Below are 18,781 nucleotides of genomic sequence, written 5' to 3'. Positions count from 1 at the left end.
CCACGTACGACACCGGCGCCGATAAGCTGAAATGATCACGACGCTTGTCGCGCGCCAGCTATGCTTCCCCACTTCATTGTAGCCGCATTGCGCGCATCTGCAACCGCTTTTACGGATTCCGACAGGTCTAATGGGTCATGTTATCGGACGATCCGGTGGTCGGCGCGCTGTGAGTGGCCGGCGCACCGCCGGCGCAAGAAGACACCCCGCCCGGCTCCCGGACGGGGTGTCTTTTCAGGTTCGTGTGCCTGCGGCGACTAGCGCCGGCGCAGGAGGGCCAGGCCGCCCAGCGCGAGCAGGCTCAACGCGGCCGGCTCAGGCGTCACGGTCACGACGAAGTTGTCGATGTACACGGTTTCCGCACCGGTGCCCGATCCAGAGTCGTGGCCGAACTGGATCGTCCAGCCCGTCAAGCTCGTGATGCCGCTGAGCGGAATGTTGTTGTCCACCAGCACGCCGTTGTACCACGACGAGGCGGTGTTCGTGACGAAGTTCCATTCCATTTTCAGGTTGGCATAAATCCCGAACGCGGTCGGGGCCTGCCCGGCACCCGTGCTCCAGCCGAACGGGTGGGTGGCCTGCGACAGGTCCCACTGCAGGCCGTAGGTCGGCTCGCCGGCGTCCCACCACCACCACCACAGGTTCTGGATCTGGGCGTCGCGGTAGATGTCGTAGCTCACCGTGACAACGTCCCAGCCCGCAGCCACCGGGTCGGCGATGCCGATGTCCATCACGGACGTGTCGCCCTGCGTGTCGCCGACGTAGAGCCGCACCGCTTGCGTGCCCACGACCGGGTCCGGCGCGGTCACAACTTGCGGCGCGATGCCGCCGCCGGCGCCGCTGGCAGTCCAGCCGTCCTGGCCGGCGAGTGGGCCGGGGACGAAGGTGGCCGGCTCAAACCCATTTGAATCGTACCAGACGTCTGCCACGGCGATGCCGGTCAATGCCAACACGGCCGCCATTGCGATGGGAATCCTCATCTCCACTCCTCCACTAATCCGGGCGCTTGTTGACCGCAGCCCGCCGCGTCCCGGCACGCGGCGCACTGCGGGTCTATTATAACATGGCCGGGCTGGTCGCCTATCGGATTTTCCGCGTTTTCGGCGACGGCGGGCCCGAAAGCACGTCCGGCTTTGAGTCGCCCGCCCTTTCCGTTAAGCTGTCGGTAAGGCCGGTCCGCGTTGCGACGTGCACGGCGCGTGCCCGGCCAATGCTTCCCTAAGCCTCCGCGGGGCGTCTTGTCCCCCGTGCGGCGATTTGGAGGTCGAAGGATGTTACGTTCCCACACGATGCTGCTGGCGGTTACCTGCCTGCTGGGCGGATTGTTCCAGGTTACGCAGGCGGCGCCTCCACCCGCGCCAGACGCCCTCACCGAGTTCAGCGCTGCCCAGTGGGGGGCCGCCGCCAACGGGGCGAGCTCGGCGGTCTACAACGACACCGCGCGCCGGATGACCGGCTCCGCATCGCTGCGCTATGAAACCACCGGGTGCTTCGACACCTGGCTGTGGGCGCCGGTGACACAGAATGCCGGGTGGGACTTGCTCGCCGCCGGCAGCGGCGGGCTGAAGTTCTGGGTTCACACGACGAACCCGAACGGGGCTTTTCAGGGGCCGTGCCCCTGGATTCACGTCTGCACGACGCCCGACGACTACTATGCCTTCCACCCCAGCCAGGATTTCTTGAACGCCGCGCTGGGGCAGTGGGTGCAGGTCACCGTGCCGTTCAATGGCGATGCGACCTGGAGCGTCACAACGGTCGGCGCGCCGAGCCTGTCCAACGTCAATTACATCGAGATCCACGGCGACACGTGGGGCTGCAACTTCACCGCGTGGTTCGACGGGCTGCGGTTCGATGTGCCATTTGCGCCGCCGGAGGCGCTGATCGCGGTCGCCGGCCACCAGCGCGTGGACCTCAATTGGCTGCCGTTCAACGACTTCCTCGGCGAGTTCGACCATTACGCGGTGTATCGTGACACCCAGGCCTTCACCAACGTTACGGGGCGGACGCCGCTCGCCACTATCGCCGGCCTGAACAACACGAGTTATGCGGACACCACTGCCGTCAACGGCGTGCACTACCACTATGCGGTAACGGCCGTGATGAGCGGCGGCGGCGAGACGACGCAGGTGGAGTCGATCGGGCCGCGCACGCCGCGGAATGAGACCGACCTGCAAGTGACACATATTTCGCGCACACCGCGCTACCCGCGCTACTGGCCGGAATACACGTATTACTGGGTGACCGAGCCGAACGGGTTCGGGCCGTACGTGTTTTCCGCGGCGACGAGTCTCGGGGGCGGGCAGAGTGCCACGACCCAGCGCTGGCCGATCGCCGACGACCCGGTGACGTATACAGCGCATGTCCGCAACCGCGGGACGGTGACCTGGACCGGCACGCTGAGTGCGACGTGGCGCTTGGACGGCGTCGCGGTAAGCACGCCCGCGGTGCCGGTGACGCTGGCGCCGGGCGCCGTGACGACCTTTGCCTACGTGCTGCCGTGGGATGGGCAGTGGCACGAAATCTGCTTCACGCTGAACGTCAGCGACAGCCACGCCGACAACAACTCGCGGTCGATCTGGACGAAGTCGGCCCCGTTCCTGACGTACGTCGACCTCAGCGTGATCGAGGATTTCCGCGAGCGCAGCACACCCAACTACCCGCAGGCCGCGACCGAGGACATGCTCGACTGGCTGCAGCGGCACATGGACCGCATGAACCAGATGTTCGCGGACGCGGGCAGCGTCAAGCGCGTGCACTATGACCTGCTGGAAGTGCTCAGCGATCACGATCCGGATCCGGGCGTGCAGACCATCTATTTCGGGGTCTTTCCGTTCCGCTACTACGGCCATCCGTATGGGGACCCGCGCTCGCCGGGCTACTACCACGCCGACGTGGACATCGACTACGGCCTGTGCCACGAGCTGTCGCACCAGCTCGGATTGATCGACATCTACCAGCTCGATCTCAGCGCCGACCAGAACCTGGTTTCCAACATGGGCTACTCGGCCGTGCCCTGCCTGATGAACGGCTGCTCGCCGTTCTATTCGACGCACAGCGCCCTGGGGATGAATGCCTGGGCGGACATCGTCCACGGCTATTACGGCCAGTACATGTACCACATGCCGGAGCAGATCAAGCTGCGCATCCTGGACTACTACGGCCAGCCGCTGGCGGGCGCCACGGTCAAGATGTACCAGCTCGCCGAGCGCCCCGAGGGCAAGGTCATCGCCAACCAGATCAAGGCGCAGGGGGTCACCGACGCCAGCGGCGAGTGGACGCTGCCGAACGTGCCCATCAACCCGAGCATGGTTCCGCCCACCTTCGCCGGCGAACAACTGCACGACAACCCGTTCGGCTATCTGGCGGTTGTCGGCACCAACGGCCTGCTGCACTTCAAGATCGAGTACGACGAGTTCGTCGATTACGCCTGGCTCGACATCACCGAGGTGAACGTCGCGTATTTCCAGGGGCAGACCCAGTCCGCCACGTTCGAGCGGCAGGTCTCGATCGGCGGCGGCATCCAGCACTACCCGCCGGCCGACATGGCCGAGCTGAACGCGGCGAACTGGTCATCGTGGGCCCAGGATGGGACGATCACGCTGTCCGATGATGCCGTCCGGAAGAAGGTCGGCGCGGCGTCGCTGCTGGGCGAGTACACCGGCGGGTATGACAACTACGTGCGCTACCCGGCGGGCATCCTCGCCAAGTGGGACCTGAGCAGCGTGCAGAGCATCCGCTTCTGGGCGTACTCCGAGAACCCGAACTTCAGCTACCAGAGCCAGAGCCCCTGGGTCCGGCTGGGCAGCTACCAGGACGGCTATTTCCAGTGGACGCCGTCGTGGGACATCCTCAACACGGCGGAGGATCAGTGGCGCGAGTTCGTCGTGCCGATCGCCGGCAATTCGACCTGGACACGAACAACGAACGGCACGCCGAGCCTGGCGCAGATCAACTACCTGGAGATCCACGCCGACACGTGGGGGGCCGGCTTCGATCTGTGGCTGGACGGCGTGTGCGTGTACCCGCAGCCTTATAGGGTCGGTGATCTGAATTGCGACGGGGTCGTCAACTTCGGCGACATCAACGCGTTCGTATTGTATCTATCGAACCACCCGGTCTGGCTGACGACGTACGCCGGTTGCGATCCGCGCAGCGGCGATATCGACGGTGACGGCAACTATCCGTCGTTCGGTGACATCAACCCGTTCGTGACCCTGCTAACTGGTGGCGGGCTGTAGGGGCGCCAGCAGACCGCGCTGCAATCCGGCGAAGCGGCGAAGGGCGCGCCGCGGTTACTGACCGGCGGGCGCCGGGGCCCCGGCCTCCTCATCATCCGGTTCGAACATCGGGGCCTTGCAGTAGGGGCAGACCATAGGAGCACCGGGAGGTTGCGGCGGGATGGCGCGCTGGCACTTCGGACAGCGCACCGACGCGATGACGGCGGTCATGGCGCCGCACTTCGGGCACTGGCTCTTCCCCGTTGCGGAATCGTGCGGCAGTTTGTGATACTCGGCCGCCGAGACAACCGAGTCCTGGTTGCAGCCTGTGCAACAAAGGAGGACCTCGTCCTTCTCGCTGCCGCGCGGGGTGCCGGCGTTGTTCCAGAAGCTGATACCCGAATATGCGAACGCGGCGATGACGAAGATGATGAGGCCGATCCGTACCGCGCTCTTCTGACCATCAGTCATACGACAAGCACCTCTCGCAGCTTGGAACAGGCGTGGACGGGCACCGCGGCCCGACGTGCTCAGTCATTCTTGATTCCCAGGTGCGGCTTGTAGTCGCGCGTCCACATCTTCCGCCACGAATCGCGCACGTTGTCCGGGAAGAAGCGCGCCGGGGCATCGGACTGCATGACGCCGGCGACTTGTCGCTGGCTGCGCTGCAAGTCGAATTCTGGAGACCGGAACGTCGCATACCACTCGACGTGTCCGTCGAAGAACCCGATGTTCATGCCCCATAACTGGTTGCGAGGGTGGATTGCGCCCGGCGTCTCCGGGCCCCAGCACCAGTCCTTCATGTCCTGCGAGATCACTTGGTCCCAGGCGCCGTCGCGGTTGGATTCGCCGAAGGTAATGAACTTCGCCGCCTGGACGACGGCGCTGTCGCGAACACCCCAGATCTTGCTGAAATTCCAGTCGCCGTCGATGGAGTCCAGCAGACCGGTGATATGTTCCTGGCCATCATCCTGGTCGAAGCCACTTTCTCCGAGTCCCCAGTCGTTCGCGCCGTAGCTGAGGAAGGGGTAGCGGTACATCCAGCCCGTGTCGGTCCACGGTCCGCGGGCTTTGAGCGCGTTCGGACAGCCCCACAGCGCGCTCTCCTCGCCCCCGAGCAGCGACCCTTCGCCGCGGAGCCACTTGCCCTCGCCCCAGAAATACTCTCCCTGTTGGGACAGTTGCTGGGGGAAGAGTTGCGCGTGCGTGAACCGGTTCCAAAGCGCCATGTACGCCAACGAGCCCTGCGTAATCGACCGGAGGTTCGTGGCGCACTTCACGCACCGGGCGCTCTCGCGGGCCTTGCCCAGTGACGGCAACAGGATGCTGATCAGCAGCGCGATGATGGCGACCACCACCAGCAGCTCGATCAGGGTAAAAGCCGACGCACCCGCGGCTGACAGGGGGATCCGTTTCCGATTGCACCTAGACTTACACATGGGCCGCTACTCCGGCAGGCCTGTACAGCCCCCATCAGATGTACTCTCAATCTTACCCCACTTCTTATCGGCCATGCAACCACAATCGCTTGATCGGAGCCGCGGGGGGCCCGCGACCGCCCCCGGCCAGCCAGTGCGCCGGCCCGCGTTTGTGGCTTGCGGGCGCAGTCCAGCCGGTGAAAATCGCGTCCATGGTGCCGGTGCGGCGCGCCGGCCGTGACGGCGGAGGTCGCCGGTCCGGCCGTGCGGCGCACGCCGCCGCCGCGGGAGAACTTGCCATGACGCTGCTGCGCCTGGGCTGCATTGTGCTGGCGGTGGGCGGGGGGCTGGCTGGGCGGGCCGACGAGCCGAGCACAATGCCGGCCGCGGGGGAGCCGTCCCCGGCCGCGCCGGACATCCTGCTGGTCTACTACTGCTTCGACGCGAACGGACCGCGCGACTGGACGCCGGAGCGGCTGAAGCATTGTCTGGGGGACTATCGCGCCCGCGGCACGCCGGACGAGCGCGCGGATGATGTGCTGTTCGACACGTACCTGTGGATGTACCGCAAGAGCTCACGCGGGCACCTGTTCGAGACCAGTGCGAACGCGACGCCGACCACGCGGGTCGATTGGGATGAATGCCTCGACCGGCTGTTCGAGCCGGGCAAACAACTTCACGCGCTGGAAGCGGCGGCCGAGGAGCTGGGGGCGAAGCTGGGCCGGCCGGTGCGGCCGTGGGTGATCCTGACGTTGCCGTACCCGGACGTGCGCGTCGCCGCGTGGAACGAGGCCGGCGCAGAGCCGCAGTTTGATTTCCGCACGAGCGACGAGCCGCGGCTGGCCGCGGTGCGCTGGTACGCCGACGCGGCATTGGCGCGCTGGCAGAGCGCCGGGTTCCAGCGCCTGCGGCTGCTGGGGTTCTACTGGTTCAACGAGGGGCATCGCAACCTGCGGGCGGCGGAGGCGACGGTGAACGCGGAGCTGTTGACCGACCTGAGCCTGATCCGACAGGTGGCGGCACACGTCCACACGCTACGTAGCGACGGGCGGCGCCTCACGCTCAGTTGGATTCCATACAGCCCGTACGGCGGCGAGCGGATCGGCGTCATTCGTGAACTGATGCAGGCGCCGGCGGCGGAGCGCATCGACTACCTGATGATCCAGCCGAATTACTTCTTCGCGCGCTGGAAGAAGGAGCGGCCGGAACTGGTGAGCATCGTCCGCAACGCGGCGTCGGTGGGGGCGGGCGTGGAAGTTGAATTCGACGAGGCCCTGGTGAAGGACGAGGCCGCGCGGCAGCGGCTGCGCGACTACCTGGACGTTATCCCCGCCGAGCACCCGAGCTGGCGGACTGTGCCGATCGGGTACTACCAGGGGCTGCGGTCGGTGGAACGCATGGCCACGACACCCGAACTCGCTCCGCTCTACGAGGCGCTGTACGACTTCGTGCGGCGGCACCGTGCGGCCGATAACGCGTCGAACTGATACCGGGGCCGGCACTCCCGATCCGCGCGGGACGCACTATACTGCCCGCACCATGGAACGGAGGTGCGCAGTGAACCGTGTGTTGCCGGTGCTCTTACTGGTTGTGTCGATGCTGTTCGCCCGCAACGCTGTTGCGGCGCCACCGACGGATGCGAGTATCCAGGCTGCGATCGAGGGCTTCACGCCGCTCTGGGCGGCACCACGGGGTGAACTGGCCGGCTGGGTGATTGCACTCGACCCCGGCGACGAGGCGCCCGCAGCGACGGCACCGCGGCTGGACGATGATCTGAGCCTGCTGACGGGGGGACTGCTGTATCATTTCGTGCACGAGGCCCGTGCAGGGGCCATCCTGCTGCGCTCCGATGATACGCTCTCGACGGATTCCGGCCGGGATCGGCGGGACCAGCGGTTCGATGTGACGCGCGGGCGCGACTGCGATGTGTGCGTCGTCCTGCGCTACGCGTCGGACCGGACGGAGCCGACCGTCAGCCCGCTTGGGGAGCGCGTCACGGACGTGCAACTCAGCGCGGACCTGGCGACCGCGCTGAACGTGCCGCCGCAAACTGGCGTCCGCGCCGGACTGACCGTCGATGCATCGGTCGCGGCGGCTATATGCTGCGTCGAGCTGCCGCGCCCGGGTGCGGCGACCGCGATCGATGTGCCCGTGCGGCGGGCGTGTTTCGAGAATGCCCGCCGGATCTACGGCGGAATTCGCGCCTACTGCGCTGCGGCGAAGACGGCGCGCCCGACTCCGGTCCGGTCGCCCGCGGACGCCGACGGTGACACGCCGAATGTGCGCGGCCCGGCAACCAGCGTGGGCCGCACGCTCTGGCCGGCGGGCCGCTTGCCGAGCGCGCAGGCGGACTGGTTCTGCGACCTGTTCGGCCGGGTCAGCATCACGGCGCGCAGCCTGGTGTATTTCGATGCGACGGCAACCGGCGACGAGGGCATTACGATCCGCGGCAACACGAATGTGCCGCGCCTCGCGCTGGGACTCGAAAAGGCGCTGCACGATGCCGGCATCGAGCAGGTACGCAACGAAATCCGCGCGCTACCCGATCGCGGACAGCTCGGCGAGCGGCTGTTCGGCGCGTGCCGGGCGCCCATGGCGCTGACCTACATGAAGCCGGGCAACGCCGGGGGACGGCAGACGCAGATCCTTTTCGGCGAGCCGCTGTTCCTGCTGACGCGGCGTGATGGCTGCTATTTGCTGCTCGCGGGCGATGGTTACTGGGGCTGGGTGGACGAGACGGCGGTGGAGCCACTCACCGCGGACCAGTTCGACGCATACGTACAACATCCGGTGGCCGTCACGCTGCGCGACATCACGGAGCAGGAGGTGTTCGTGCCGCGTGGCGCGCGTGTGCGCCTGGCGGAAACCGGGGCGGATCCGCGGATTCTGCTGCCGGCCGGTGGCGCGCTGGCGGCGCCGGCCGACGCGCTGCGGATCGACACGCCGGAAGAAGGGGCGCAGCGGCGTGTGGCGGCGGCGCTGGAACTGCTGTATGTGCCGTATGTCTTCGGGGCGCGTTCGCCGCTGGGGGTGGATTGCAGCGGGCTGGTGACCAGTGCGTGGATGCGTGACGGGCGTACACCGGCGCGCGATGTATGGCAGCAGGCGTTCGCGGGTGAGCTGGTGGCGACGGCGTGGCACCGGACGAACATCCGGGCGGGGGATCAACTGTTCTTCATTCGCGATTCGGGCAAGCTGTATCACACGGCGATCGCGCTCGACGCGACGCACTTCGTGCACAGCTCGCCGCCGTGCGTGCTGATCAGCAGCTTCGACCCGAACGACCCGCTGTACGAAGAGGAGTATGAGCGGTACTTCTTCATGGCGAAGCGGCCGTAAGTGCCCTTGCGACCGGACCGCGACGCGTCGGTCGTGGCTGACCGTCGCGCGCGGATTGCTCATGGGCATCACGGTAGGGGCGGGGGCGTGCCAGCGGACAGATGTGCCACGCGGCGAGGAAAAGGCGACGGGCGCGTCAGCGGCAGCGGCGCACACGGTGCCGGTCGGAGATCTGACGGGCAGCGCGGCGGTCGGCGAATACGAGATTCGAACGTGGCGGCCAGACGTCGGCGAAGGGCGCGTCGAAATCTTGCGTGACGGTCAACGGATTTACGAGCGAACTGGCCACGTGTTCGAAATCGGTGGCAGCAGGTACGGCCCGACGCTCATCGAGGCGGGTACTGATGTTACCGCTGATGGTATCCCGGACGCGATTGTCCTGGAGTGGACCGGTGGCGCGCACTGCTGTTTCGACGTGGAAGTGTTCCAGTTGGGCCCGGTGTTCCGCGTCCTCGCCCGGGTTGAAGGGCAACATACGAAGCCCGAGTTCAAGGACGTCGACGCAGACGGCTTGCCGGAAGTCCTGCTGAACGACTGGACATTCGCGTATTGGCCTGGTTGCTTCGCGGATTCACCGGCACCAGCCGTGATCCTGCACTGGACGGGCGCGAGATACGAGGTGGCGCGTGATTTGATGTGCGCACCGGCACCGCCAGCGCATGAGTTGGCGCGCGAGGCAGAAGCTGTGCGCAGCGCAGCGAGATGGGCGGAGAATCAAGGCCGATACAGCCAATGGTACATCCCGGCAACCCTATTCCAGCGCGCGCTGGATCTGATGTACTCCGGGAATGAGGATGCGGGGTGGGCATTCATCCGACAGGCTTGGTCGCCGCTGTTCCCCGTGGACGAGGAGTTGCTCGCGGAGTTCCGACAACGGCGGAATGGCAGCGCATACTGGCGGGCGCTTCAAGGCGCGGAGGATCGGTGAGCGGTTGCCGGGTCCGCGCGGGCGGTTACGGTGCGGCCGGTGCTGGACGATCAGGTTCATGTCTCCGGAGGATGCACCATGTCACGGAATTCGGTGCTTGCGCTGCCGCTGGTCGGGTCGATGTTGTCGGTGGGGGGTTGCGTGCCACCGGCGGGGGATGGCGATGCGGAGCTTACGGATGTGCAGAAGGCGGCGGCCCAGTTCGTTGTCGAGCAGGTGGTTGCGGCGGCGACCACGTATGGGCTGTGCGGCGCGCTCAGCGATGCGCAGCGTGGCGTTAGTGTGCTGAACGACTGCAAGCACGGCTACGACGTGAAGGACGGCGTCGTGCGGCTGACACCACTGCGCAGCTCGTATGATCCTGACCCGCAGCCGGACGTGGGCACGCATCACATGCGCTACGCGGCGGTGCCGCACACGGGGCCGCTGGACAAGGCGGCGACGGCGCGGGCGGCATGGGCGTTCAATCGGCCGCTCGATGTATTGGTGCTGGAGACGGCGCCGGAGGGCGGGACACTGCCATCCGCGTGGTCGGGTTGTGAGGCGGCGCCCGCCAACATCATTGTGACGGCGGTGAAATGCGCCGAGGATAACGACGACTTCATCATTCGCGCGTACGAGTGCGCCGGACAGACCGTGATGGCGACGATCACACTGGGGTTCGCGGTGCAGAGCGCGATTGAGAACGACTTCCTGGAGCGCGCGTGGCAGAAAGCTGGTAAGGTCACGGTGGCCGGGCGGACAATCACGGCGGAATTCAAGCCGTATGAGATACGGGCGCTGCGCGTGGGAAGGTGAGTAACTGACTCGCCTGCTGCCCTGACCCTCCCCCTGCCGCCCTGCGAGGGAGGGGGGCATGCGTCAGCCGCGCTCGGCGAAACGCTGGATTTCCGCGAGCGGCTTGACGCCGGCGGTGGCACCTGCGGCCTGAATGCCGTGGGCGGCGACGGCGTTGCCGAGACGGGCGGCGGCGGCCATGGGGAGGTTCTGGTGCAGGCCGGTGAGAAAGCCGGCGCTCCAGCAGTCGCCGGCGCCGGTCGTGTCCACGACGTGTGGAACACGGAAGGCGGGCACGCGTTCCTCGTGGCCGGCGGCGTCGCGGCAGAACGCGCCCTGCGCGTCGCACTTGATGACGACGTTGCGGGCGCCGCAGGCTTGGAAATTGCGGGCGATGGCGGAGAGATCATCCAGGCCGGTGATGGCGCGGGCCTCCGGGTGTGAAGGAATGAAGTAATCGCAGTGGCGCAGCGCAGGCAGGACACGCCGCTGCCATTCGGATTGCGGGATGGACTCGACGAAGACGGTATCAAGCAGCGTCCGCGCGCCGGCGGCCCGGGCGGCGGCGAGCACTTCCGCGGTCTGCGGGCCATCGAGTGTTTCCATCACCATGGTGCCGGTCAGGAAAACGAGCTTGCGGCCCCGGAGCGCAACCGCGGGCACGTCGTCGGCGCAGATACGCGCATCGGCCCCCATGGTGTGAAAGAAGCAGCGCTCGCCGGTGGAGGCCACGCACGCGAAGGTGAACGACGTGCTGGCGTCCGGGTCGCGGACGATGCCGGCGGTGCCGATGCCGTGCCGCGCCAGCTCCGCGACGACGTAATCGCCGAGCATGTCGGTGCCGACGCGGGCGATGGTGTCGCAGGGGACGCCGAGCTTGGCCAGGGCGATGGAGCAATTGATGGCGTTGCCGCCGGTGCTCATGGTAAGCCGGTCGAAGAACCGCAGGCCGCCGGGGCTGGGAAACGCGTCGATGGGGCGACCGATGGCGTCCACGGTGGCGATGCCGATGATGAGGATGTCGTGCATGGGCGTCCTTTCGAGTCGGTCGGCAGCACGGGCGATCGGCGCTGCTGTCTTCTACCCTCCCCCGGCCCCTTCCTGGAAGGGAGGGGAGTCAATGTTCCGTGCGGCGGACACGCCATTGGTCGACCGCGACCGCGATGATGATGATGTGTCCGACGATCATTTCCTGCACGAAATTCGACCAGCCCAGCACGGTGCAGCGATTGCGCAGGTACGCCATCAGGAACGCACCCGCGAGCGTGCCAAGCATCGAGCCTTGTCCGCCGGAGAGCGAGCCGCCGCCGATGACGACCGCGGCGATGACGTCGAGCTCGACGCCGACCGCGACCGTGGGGTCGCCCTGTGTGAGGCGGGCGAATTGCATGAGGCCGGCGAGGCCGGTGAGCAGGCCGGCGAGCACGTAGATGCAGATCTTCAGGCGCGGCACGCGGAGGCCGCAGAGGCGGGCGGTGGCTTCGTTGGAGCCGATGGCGAAGGTGTAGCGGCCGAGGATCGTGTAGCGCAGCACGGCGGCGAGTAAGATGGCCAACCCGACCATGAGAAACACGCCGGGCGCGACAGGGAGCCACTCTTGCAACGGCACGGGGCGGACCCAGGCGTCGAGGCCGTGGGCGCTGGGCGGCGTTACCGGCATGCTGTTCGAGATCCACTTGGACATGCCGCGGTAGAAGCCGAGCGTGCCGAGCGTCGCGATGAACGGCGGCAGACGCAGGACCGTGATGAGCAACGCGTTGTACAGGCCGCACAGGGCGCCGGTGCCAAGCGCAACGCCCAACGCGGCGGGTATCGGCCAGGTACGCGCGAATGCATTGATTGGTCCGGCGGGGTTCAACCAGCCCAGGTGCCAGCAGTCCAGAAACGTGAACTGCCAGCCGCCGGCGAGCGTGATCGCCACGGTGACGCTCGCGAGCGCGATGGCGGAGCCGACGGACAGGTCGATCCCGCCGCTGATGATGATGAACGTCATGCCCATCGCGGTGATGCCGACGATGACCATGTGGACGGCGACCGTCTGCAGATCGAGCAGCGTGACGCGCGGATGCGGCGGGATGGCGTAGAAGATGGCGATGACGACGATCAGGCCGAGGAACGGCGCGAGCGCCGTCAGGGCGCGTTCGCCGACGGAGGAGCGTTTGTCGCGCAGGTCGGGCAGGGCCACATCGGTCACGGGGTCAACTCCTTGCCGCTGGCGGCGACGCTCATGAGGGTGTGCTCGGTCCAGTCGCGCGCGGGGCGCGGCGGGCCGAGCCGGCCGCGGTGCATGACGGCGATGCGGTCGCAGATGCCGAGCAGTTCCGGGATGTAGCTGCTGACGACCAGGATGGCCTTGCCGCGGGCGGCGAGTTCGCCGATGAGCTGGTAAATCTGGGCCTTGCTGGCGACGTCGATGCCGCGCGTGGGTTCGTCGAGCAGCAGCACATCGACGCCGTGGTGCAGCAGACGCGCCAGCGCGGCCTTCTGCTGGTTGCCGCCGGAGAGGTCGCGGACGCGTTGACGGGGGTTGCGAGCGCGAATGTCGAGGCGTTGGATCCAGCCGGCGGCAGTGCGGTGCAAGGCACGCGGGTTGATCCAGCCCCAGCGGGCGACGGACGCGAGGCGGCTGAGCAGGATGTTGTCGGCGACCGAGCGCGCGAGCGCGAGGCCCTCGGTCTGGCGGTCTTCACTGAGCAGGCCGACACCTTCTTGGAGGCGCGCGGCGGGCGTGTGCTTGCCGGCGGCCAACTGGGCAATGCGTACTTCGCCGCGTTTCACCGGGGCGAGCGCGAAGAGGCAGCGAAGCAGTTCCGTGCGGCCAGCGCCGACGAGTCCCGCGAGGCCGAGGATTTCGCCGCGCTGCAGCGTGAGGTTGGCACTGATGGGCAGCCGCTGTCCGGTCAGCGCGCGGATTTCGAGGATCGGCGAGCCGGGCTCGTGCGGTACCTGCGGAAACAACTCCGTGAGTCGCCGGCCGATCATCAGTTCGACGATTTGGCTGAGCGTCACATTGGCCATGGCGCCGCTGCCGACGTTGCGTCCGTCGCGCAACACGGTGTAGCGCTGGGCAACGCGCTGCACTTCTTCGAGGAAGTGCGAGATGTAGACGATGGCGACGCCGTCAGCCCGCAGACGGTCGATGACGGCAAAGAGCTGCTCGATGTCCGCGAGGCCGAGGCTGCTGGTGGGCTCGTCCATGACGAGGACGCGGGCCTCGGTGAGCAGCGCGCGGGCGATTTCGACGAGCTGCCGCTCCGCGGAGGAGAGTCGCCGGACGGGCGTTTCGGGGCGCAGGTCCGGGCGGCCGAGGCGCCGGAAGATGTCGGCGATCCGGCGGCGGTGGGCGGCGTGGCGGATGAGGCCGGCCCAGTGTTTCTCGGCTCCGAGAGTGATGTTCCCCTCGACGGTCAAGTGGGGGGCGAGGTTCAGCTCCTGGTAGATCATGGCGACGCCGGCGATGCGCGCGGCGAGGGGGTTGGCCGGCGTGAACGGCCCGCCGTCGAGACGGATGTGTCCGGCGTCGGGCCGCAAGGCGCCGGCAAGAATCTTCATCAGCGTTGACTTGCCCGCGCCATTCTCACCGATCAGGGCATGAACTTCGCCGGCGTGGACCACGAGGTCGACATCGGTCAAAGCGGCGGTCGCGCCGAAACGCTTGCAGACCCGATGCATTTCCAGTCGCGGCGTGTCCATCATTCTGCTTTCGCCGGCCGCTCGATCGCTCGCAGGATGGGGCGCGCGAGGTACACGCGTCCCCAGGCGCGGCCGGTGGTTTCCGTCAGCATCTCGATAGCCCGCAGGCGTTCGACGGCCTTGCGCGCGGTGGGGTTCGAGGTCTTCAGCAGTTTCGCCGCGCGGGCGACGGTCACGTATGGGTTGATGAAGAGCTCATCCAGCAGCGCCAGAGCCTTCGCGTGCGCGCGAAGCCGCTGGCGATACTTCTCACGCAGGTCCATCAAGACGCCGGCACGCTGGACTGCCTCCCGTGCCGTCTCCGCGACGCCGTGCAGGAAATACCCAATCCAGCCAGCCCAGTCCCCGTCGGTGCGCACGGCCTGCAAGTGGCGGTAGTACTCCTGCCGATGGGCTTCGAAGAAGGCGGAGAGGTAGAGCAGGGGCTGGGAGAGACGCCCGCGCTCCATGAGAAACAGTGTGATCAGCAGCCGGCCGACGCGTCCGTTGCCGTCGAGGAACGGATGGATGGCCTCGAATTGCTCGTGCATGAGAGCGCATTGCACGAGATCGGGCCACACGTCCCGGCGGCGCACGAACTTCTCCCACGCGCCAAGCGCGGGCATGAGTTCACTCGGCGGCGGGGGAACATACGTCGCGGTGGCGGGCGTACTACCGGGTGGGCCGATCCAGTTTTGTGAGCGCCGGAACTCGCCGGGCGTGGCCTGACCGCCGCGCACGCCATGCATCAGCTCGGCGTGTATTTCACGGACCAGCCGCAGGCTGAGCGGCAGTTTCGGTAGGCGCCGGATACCGAGTTCGAGCGCGCGGACGTAATTGCGCACCTCGCGAACATCCTGTGACTGTCCGAGTGCCGGGTCGGGCTGCACTTGCTCGCGGAGGAGCTCGGACAGGTTGGTCTTGGTACCTTCGATGCGGGAGGAAAGGACGGCCTCACGCTGCACGTAGGGCGCGATGAGCAGATGCGGGTTGGGCAGGTGTCGGCCGAGGCCGGAAAGCTCACTCAGGGCCGCATCCGCTTGGGAAAGGCGCAGCACGAGCTGGGCATCATAGCGCAGTTCCGGCGGCAGCGGGGCCGGGAGAAAGGCCCAGTAGCCGGCGGGAACGCGTACTGCCCGACCGGCGGCGGCAGACTTTAATTCACTTGGGTCCATCCGTGTATCCCGGGCTGCGCGCCGCGGCCGGCGCGGACACCTTTGAAACTTCAGAGTGATATTCTTTCAAAGATCGGCGCGCATTGCAAGTGCGGTTTCAAAAGGAGCGGGCGGTTGGTGTTTCATTTCAGGTAACTGGACAGGTCCGGCGCCAGCAGTTCCTGGTACTCCGGCCGCTTCATGGTCTCCGGCGTCACGAGGACGACCCCAGTGTCCTGCAGCGGTGGGACGGTCTGTCCGCGGATATGATCGACAGCCGTCTTCACGCCGACGTAGCCCATCTTCATAGGATTCTGCACGACCAGGCCGTCGAGCTCGCCCTTGCCCAGCGCCTCGACCAGGCCGGGGCTTGCATCGAAGCCGACGAACTTGAGCTTGCCCGTCAGTCCGCGGCTGCGCAGCGCGAGCAACATGCCGAAGGTGGAGGACTCGTTGGGGCAGAAGACGCCGGCGACGTTGCTGTCGGCGGTGAGCAGATTCTCGGCGGCCTCCTGCGCGGTCGCGCGCGTCGGGCCGGCGTAGCGCTTGCGATCGACCAACTCGATGCCCGGGAACTTGGTCAGGGCCTCCGTGAAGCCGCGTTCGCGATCGGTGGTGCTCGCCGAGCCTTCCTGGTAGCGCAGCAGCAGCACACGGCCCTTGCCGGCGAGTAGCGCACCCATGCGCTCGCCGGCCAGCACGCCGCCCTGGTAGTTGTTCGTGGCGGCGAAACTGACGAAATCGTGGCCAGCCTCGCCGGCCAGGGCGGAATCGATGATCACGACCGGGATCTGTGCCGCCATGGCCTGCCGGGCGGCCGGGACCAGGGCCTTGTCGTCGAGGGGTGCGAGGACGATCGCGTCGATCCGGCCGCTGATGAAGTTCTGGACGAGTGAGACCTGCTGCTCGCGGTCGTCCTCCTTCTCGGGTCCGCGAAAGATGACCTCGACGTCGCCCAGTTCGCGGCCTGCCTTGATGGCACCGGCGTGGACGGACTTCCAGAAATCGTGCGTGGTGCCCTTTGGAATGACCGCGATGCGCAGCTTGGCCTGACTGGGCTGAGTGCTGGTACCCGGACCGGCTGGCTGCGTTGCCCCGGCGCTGCTCGGTGGCGTCGGTCGCTCACAACCCCAGATGGCCGCCACGAGGGCGCACAGCAGCAAGCATCGAGTCATTGCGCATCTCCTCCGCATGAACGGTCAGGTCGATCGTGCCGCACATGATAACCTAACGCTGCGGCGCGCGTGACCATGCAACGACGCCCGGGCTGTCGTGAAGGCGTTGCAGCGGGCAGCCCGCTTGTGGTAGGGTGAGACGTAGAGTGCTGGCTCGCGGCCGTGCGAGGGAACACGGCCGGGGACGGACCGGTGCATGGGGGTGCCGGACGGGAATCCGGGAGAGGCGAACCACGATGTACACCACGATACGGCGGCGGGGCGGCTGCTGGGCATGGGTGGCGGTGTTTGCGTTCGGGGTGCTGGCCGTGAATGTCGAGGCACGCTCCGGCCGGTACTTGATCGTGGCGGCGCAGGACTTCGGCGGCAGCGCGGCGGTGGCCCAACTCGCCGCAGCACGGGTCGCCCAGGGACTGGACGTGATAGTCTACACGGTGCCGGTGGGCACAACGAAGGAGACGATTCGGGGGATCATCCAGGGCTGGTACGATCCGGCGTGGCGGGGTTACGTGCTGATCGTGGGCGACAGCGATAGCTCCACCGCGCCGTCCACCGCGACGACCATCCCGCATTGGGAGGGCGGCGGCTGGCACACGGCGACCACGGATCTGCCGTACGCGTGCATGGATGGCGCGGCGGACTGGTACCCGGAAGTATCGATCGGGCGCTTCGCGGTCGACACGGTCGCGCAGCTCCAGGCGGCGGTGACCAAGACGCTGCTCGTTGAAAGCGGGGAATTCGCCGACCCCGCGTACGTGCAGCGGGCGGCCATGCTGGCCACCGCGGATGCCGGCACCGGCGCGGAGCCGACGCACAACTGGGTGATCGCCAACTACCTCACGCCGGCGGGCTTCACGAGCACGAAGGTCTACGCATCGCAGGGCGGCGGCACGGCACAGATCACCGCCGCCGTGAACGCTGGGGCGCTGTTCACGGTGTATTTCGGCCATAGCAGCTTTACGAGCTGGTGGGACCCGGCGTTCAACACGGCCAACGTACAAGCGCTTTCAAACGCGGGGCTGTACGGCGTCGTGTTGGCGGTCTCGTGCGGGACCGCGCAGTTCAACTGGAGCTATGGTGAAACGCTGGGCGAGTTCTGGATCCGCGAGCCGAACAAGGGGGCGGCCGCTTACATCGGTACGACCGACCTGATCTGGTCCGCCCCCTCGGAGGCCTGGGAATCGGTCCGCCGGCTCGAGAAGTACTTCTTCCAGTCGTTCTTCGTCGATGACGAGTGGGAAGTCGGGCCGGCGTGGCAGGCGGCGTGTTATCGACTGCTGGCGGACCCGGACTATGGGCCGAACCACCAGCACACGCGCGACTATTTCGAGATGTTCGTGCTGCTGGGCGATCCGGCGCTGCGCCTGCCGCATTTCGGTATCGGCTCGGGTGACTACGACGAAGACGGCGACGTCGATCTTGGCGACCTGGCGCGCCTCCAGGCGTGCGCTGACCACGCGGCGCTCGGGGACTGTGCCCCGGGCAATGTCGCCGGTGGCCAGGTGGTCGACTTCGCAGACTTGCAGGCGTTTTGCAGCCTGTTGGGCGGCCCAGGCTAACCCGACCGGGCGGCGCGGCGCGTAGACCTGGGACGCCGAGAAGCGCCTCACCCGCGTGTGGCATGGCCGCTTCCGAGCCGGCCCGCTGCGCGCGTCACGCACTCGCGGACGATGACGGCCGTCCGGCGCGAGAACGGTGCCGAACGGCCATGTCTGCCCGGTGCAGTCGCGCGTTGGTGTGGCCGGCCCTCTTCGCCTCCATGCCTTGGTGCCTTCCCCTTCAACGCCCGCAGGGCGCACGACTGTAGCCCGGGGTCTCGACCCCGGAACCACCGCATCCTGCCCGCTCTTCCCTCCCAGCCCGCGCAGCGGGGCGTGTGGAAGTAGCCTCGGGCGCAAGCCCGTGGACGCCTGAGCGAGTCGAGAATGAGGTCTCGACCTGGAACGACCGAGCCCCAGTAATCGGGACATTCTAGAATGGCATTTAGATAATCTATAAGTGCTTGTGCCCAGCGCACTTACGTGCATTTGCGCAAAGGTGGGCCTCCTGCGAAGATGGTGGTGTTGACAACATCACCCGCACAGGAGGCCACGGATGGTCA

14 protein-coding genes are annotated in these 18,781 nt (G+C 67.0%); 6 read left to right on the top strand and 8 right to left on the bottom strand.

What is annotated here, in order from left to right:
• Positions 1-257 precede the first annotated feature (257 nt).
• Positions 258-980: a hypothetical protein gene (locus KA383_19735; GenBank protein ID MBP7748353.1), complete on the bottom strand. Its 723-nt coding sequence runs from the start codon at positions 978-980 to the stop codon at positions 258-260.
• A gap of 291 nt (positions 981-1,271) precedes the next feature.
• Between KA383_19735 and KA383_19730 the strand changes: the two genes are divergently transcribed.
• Positions 1,272-4,238: a hypothetical protein gene (locus tag KA383_19730; GenBank protein MBP7748352.1), complete on the top strand. Its 2,967-nt coding sequence runs from the start codon at positions 1,272-1,274 to the stop codon at positions 4,236-4,238.
• A gap of 54 nt (positions 4,239-4,292) precedes the next feature.
• Here KA383_19730 and KA383_19725 read toward each other — a convergent pair whose 3' ends face one another.
• Together KA383_19725 and KA383_19720 are read right to left on the bottom strand one after the other, a co-directional pair.
• A complete protein-coding gene (locus KA383_19725; protein ID MBP7748351.1) occupies positions 4,293-4,688 on the bottom strand; it encodes a hypothetical protein in 396 nt (131 codons plus the stop codon).
• A gap of 59 nt (positions 4,689-4,747) precedes the next feature.
• Positions 4,748-5,656, bottom strand: coding sequence for a prepilin-type N-terminal cleavage/methylation domain-containing protein (locus KA383_19720; GenBank protein MBP7748350.1), 909 nt, complete (start codon positions 5,654-5,656; stop codon positions 4,748-4,750).
• A gap of 278 nt (positions 5,657-5,934) precedes the next feature.
• Here KA383_19720 and KA383_19715 point away from each other — a divergent pair, with 278 nt between their 5' ends.
• From KA383_19715 to KA383_19700, 4 genes are all read left to right on the top strand, one after another.
• A complete protein-coding gene (locus KA383_19715) occupies positions 5,935-7,122 on the top strand; it encodes a DUF4855 domain-containing protein (protein ID MBP7748349.1) in 1,188 nt (395 codons plus the stop codon).
• A 70-nt stretch (positions 7,123-7,192) separates the two neighbouring features.
• Positions 7,193-8,974, top strand: coding sequence for a C40 family peptidase (locus KA383_19710; GenBank protein MBP7748348.1), 1,782 nt, complete (start codon positions 7,193-7,195; stop codon positions 8,972-8,974).
• Positions 8,975-9,035: 61 nt separating this feature from the next.
• The gene (locus KA383_19705) at positions 9,036-9,902 is read left to right on the top strand and encodes a hypothetical protein (GenBank protein MBP7748347.1); all 867 of its coding nucleotides are present in this window, start codon (positions 9,036-9,038) and stop codon (positions 9,900-9,902) included.
• A 78-nt stretch (positions 9,903-9,980) separates the two neighbouring features.
• The gene (locus KA383_19700; protein ID MBP7748346.1) at positions 9,981-10,700 is read left to right on the top strand and encodes a hypothetical protein; all 720 of its coding nucleotides are present in this window, start codon (positions 9,981-9,983) and stop codon (positions 10,698-10,700) included.
• A gap of 63 nt (positions 10,701-10,763) precedes the next feature.
• On the opposite strand, the gene KA383_19695 is transcribed toward KA383_19700, so the two are convergent.
• The 5 genes from KA383_19695 to KA383_19675 all read right to left on the bottom strand — a co-directional run bounded on the left by KA383_19695 (position 10,764) and on the right by KA383_19675 (position 16,680).
• Positions 10,764-11,708 carry a carbohydrate kinase family protein gene (locus KA383_19695; GenBank protein MBP7748345.1) on the bottom strand — a complete coding sequence of 315 codons (945 nt, stop codon included), beginning with the start codon at positions 11,706-11,708 and terminating at the stop codon, positions 10,764-10,766.
• Positions 11,709-11,796: 88 nt separating this feature from the next.
• A complete protein-coding gene (locus tag KA383_19690) occupies positions 11,797-12,873 on the bottom strand; it encodes an ABC transporter permease (protein MBP7748344.1) in 1,077 nt (358 codons plus the stop codon).
• Positions 12,870-14,375, bottom strand: a complete 1,506-nt coding sequence (locus tag KA383_19685; protein ID MBP7748343.1) for a sugar ABC transporter ATP-binding protein — start codon at positions 14,373-14,375, stop codon at positions 12,870-12,872. Before KA383_19685 ends, KA383_19690 begins: the two co-directional genes overlap by 4 nt.
• Positions 14,372-15,526 (bottom strand): Fic family protein, encoded by a 1,155-nt coding sequence (locus tag KA383_19680; protein ID MBP7748342.1) that lies wholly within the window; start codon positions 15,524-15,526, stop codon positions 14,372-14,374. Before KA383_19680 ends, KA383_19685 begins: the two co-directional genes overlap by 4 nt.
• Before the next feature lie 122 nt (positions 15,527-15,648).
• Positions 15,649-16,680: a substrate-binding domain-containing protein gene (locus KA383_19675; protein MBP7748341.1), complete on the bottom strand. Its 1,032-nt coding sequence runs from the start codon at positions 16,678-16,680 to the stop codon at positions 15,649-15,651.
• A gap of 236 nt (positions 16,681-16,916) precedes the next feature.
• Between KA383_19675 and KA383_19670 the strand changes: the two genes are divergently transcribed.
• Positions 16,917-18,239 carry a hypothetical protein gene (locus tag KA383_19670; protein ID MBP7748340.1) on the top strand — a complete coding sequence of 441 codons (1,323 nt, stop codon included), beginning with the start codon at positions 16,917-16,919 and terminating at the stop codon, positions 18,237-18,239.
• Positions 18,240-18,781 lie beyond the last annotated feature (542 nt).

It is taken from the genome of Phycisphaerae bacterium, from assembly GCA_017999985.1.
GTDB lineage: Bacteria > Planctomycetota > Phycisphaerae > UBA1845 > Fen-1342 > JAGNKU01.
This window is presented reverse-complemented; position numbering and strand designations above follow the sequence as displayed.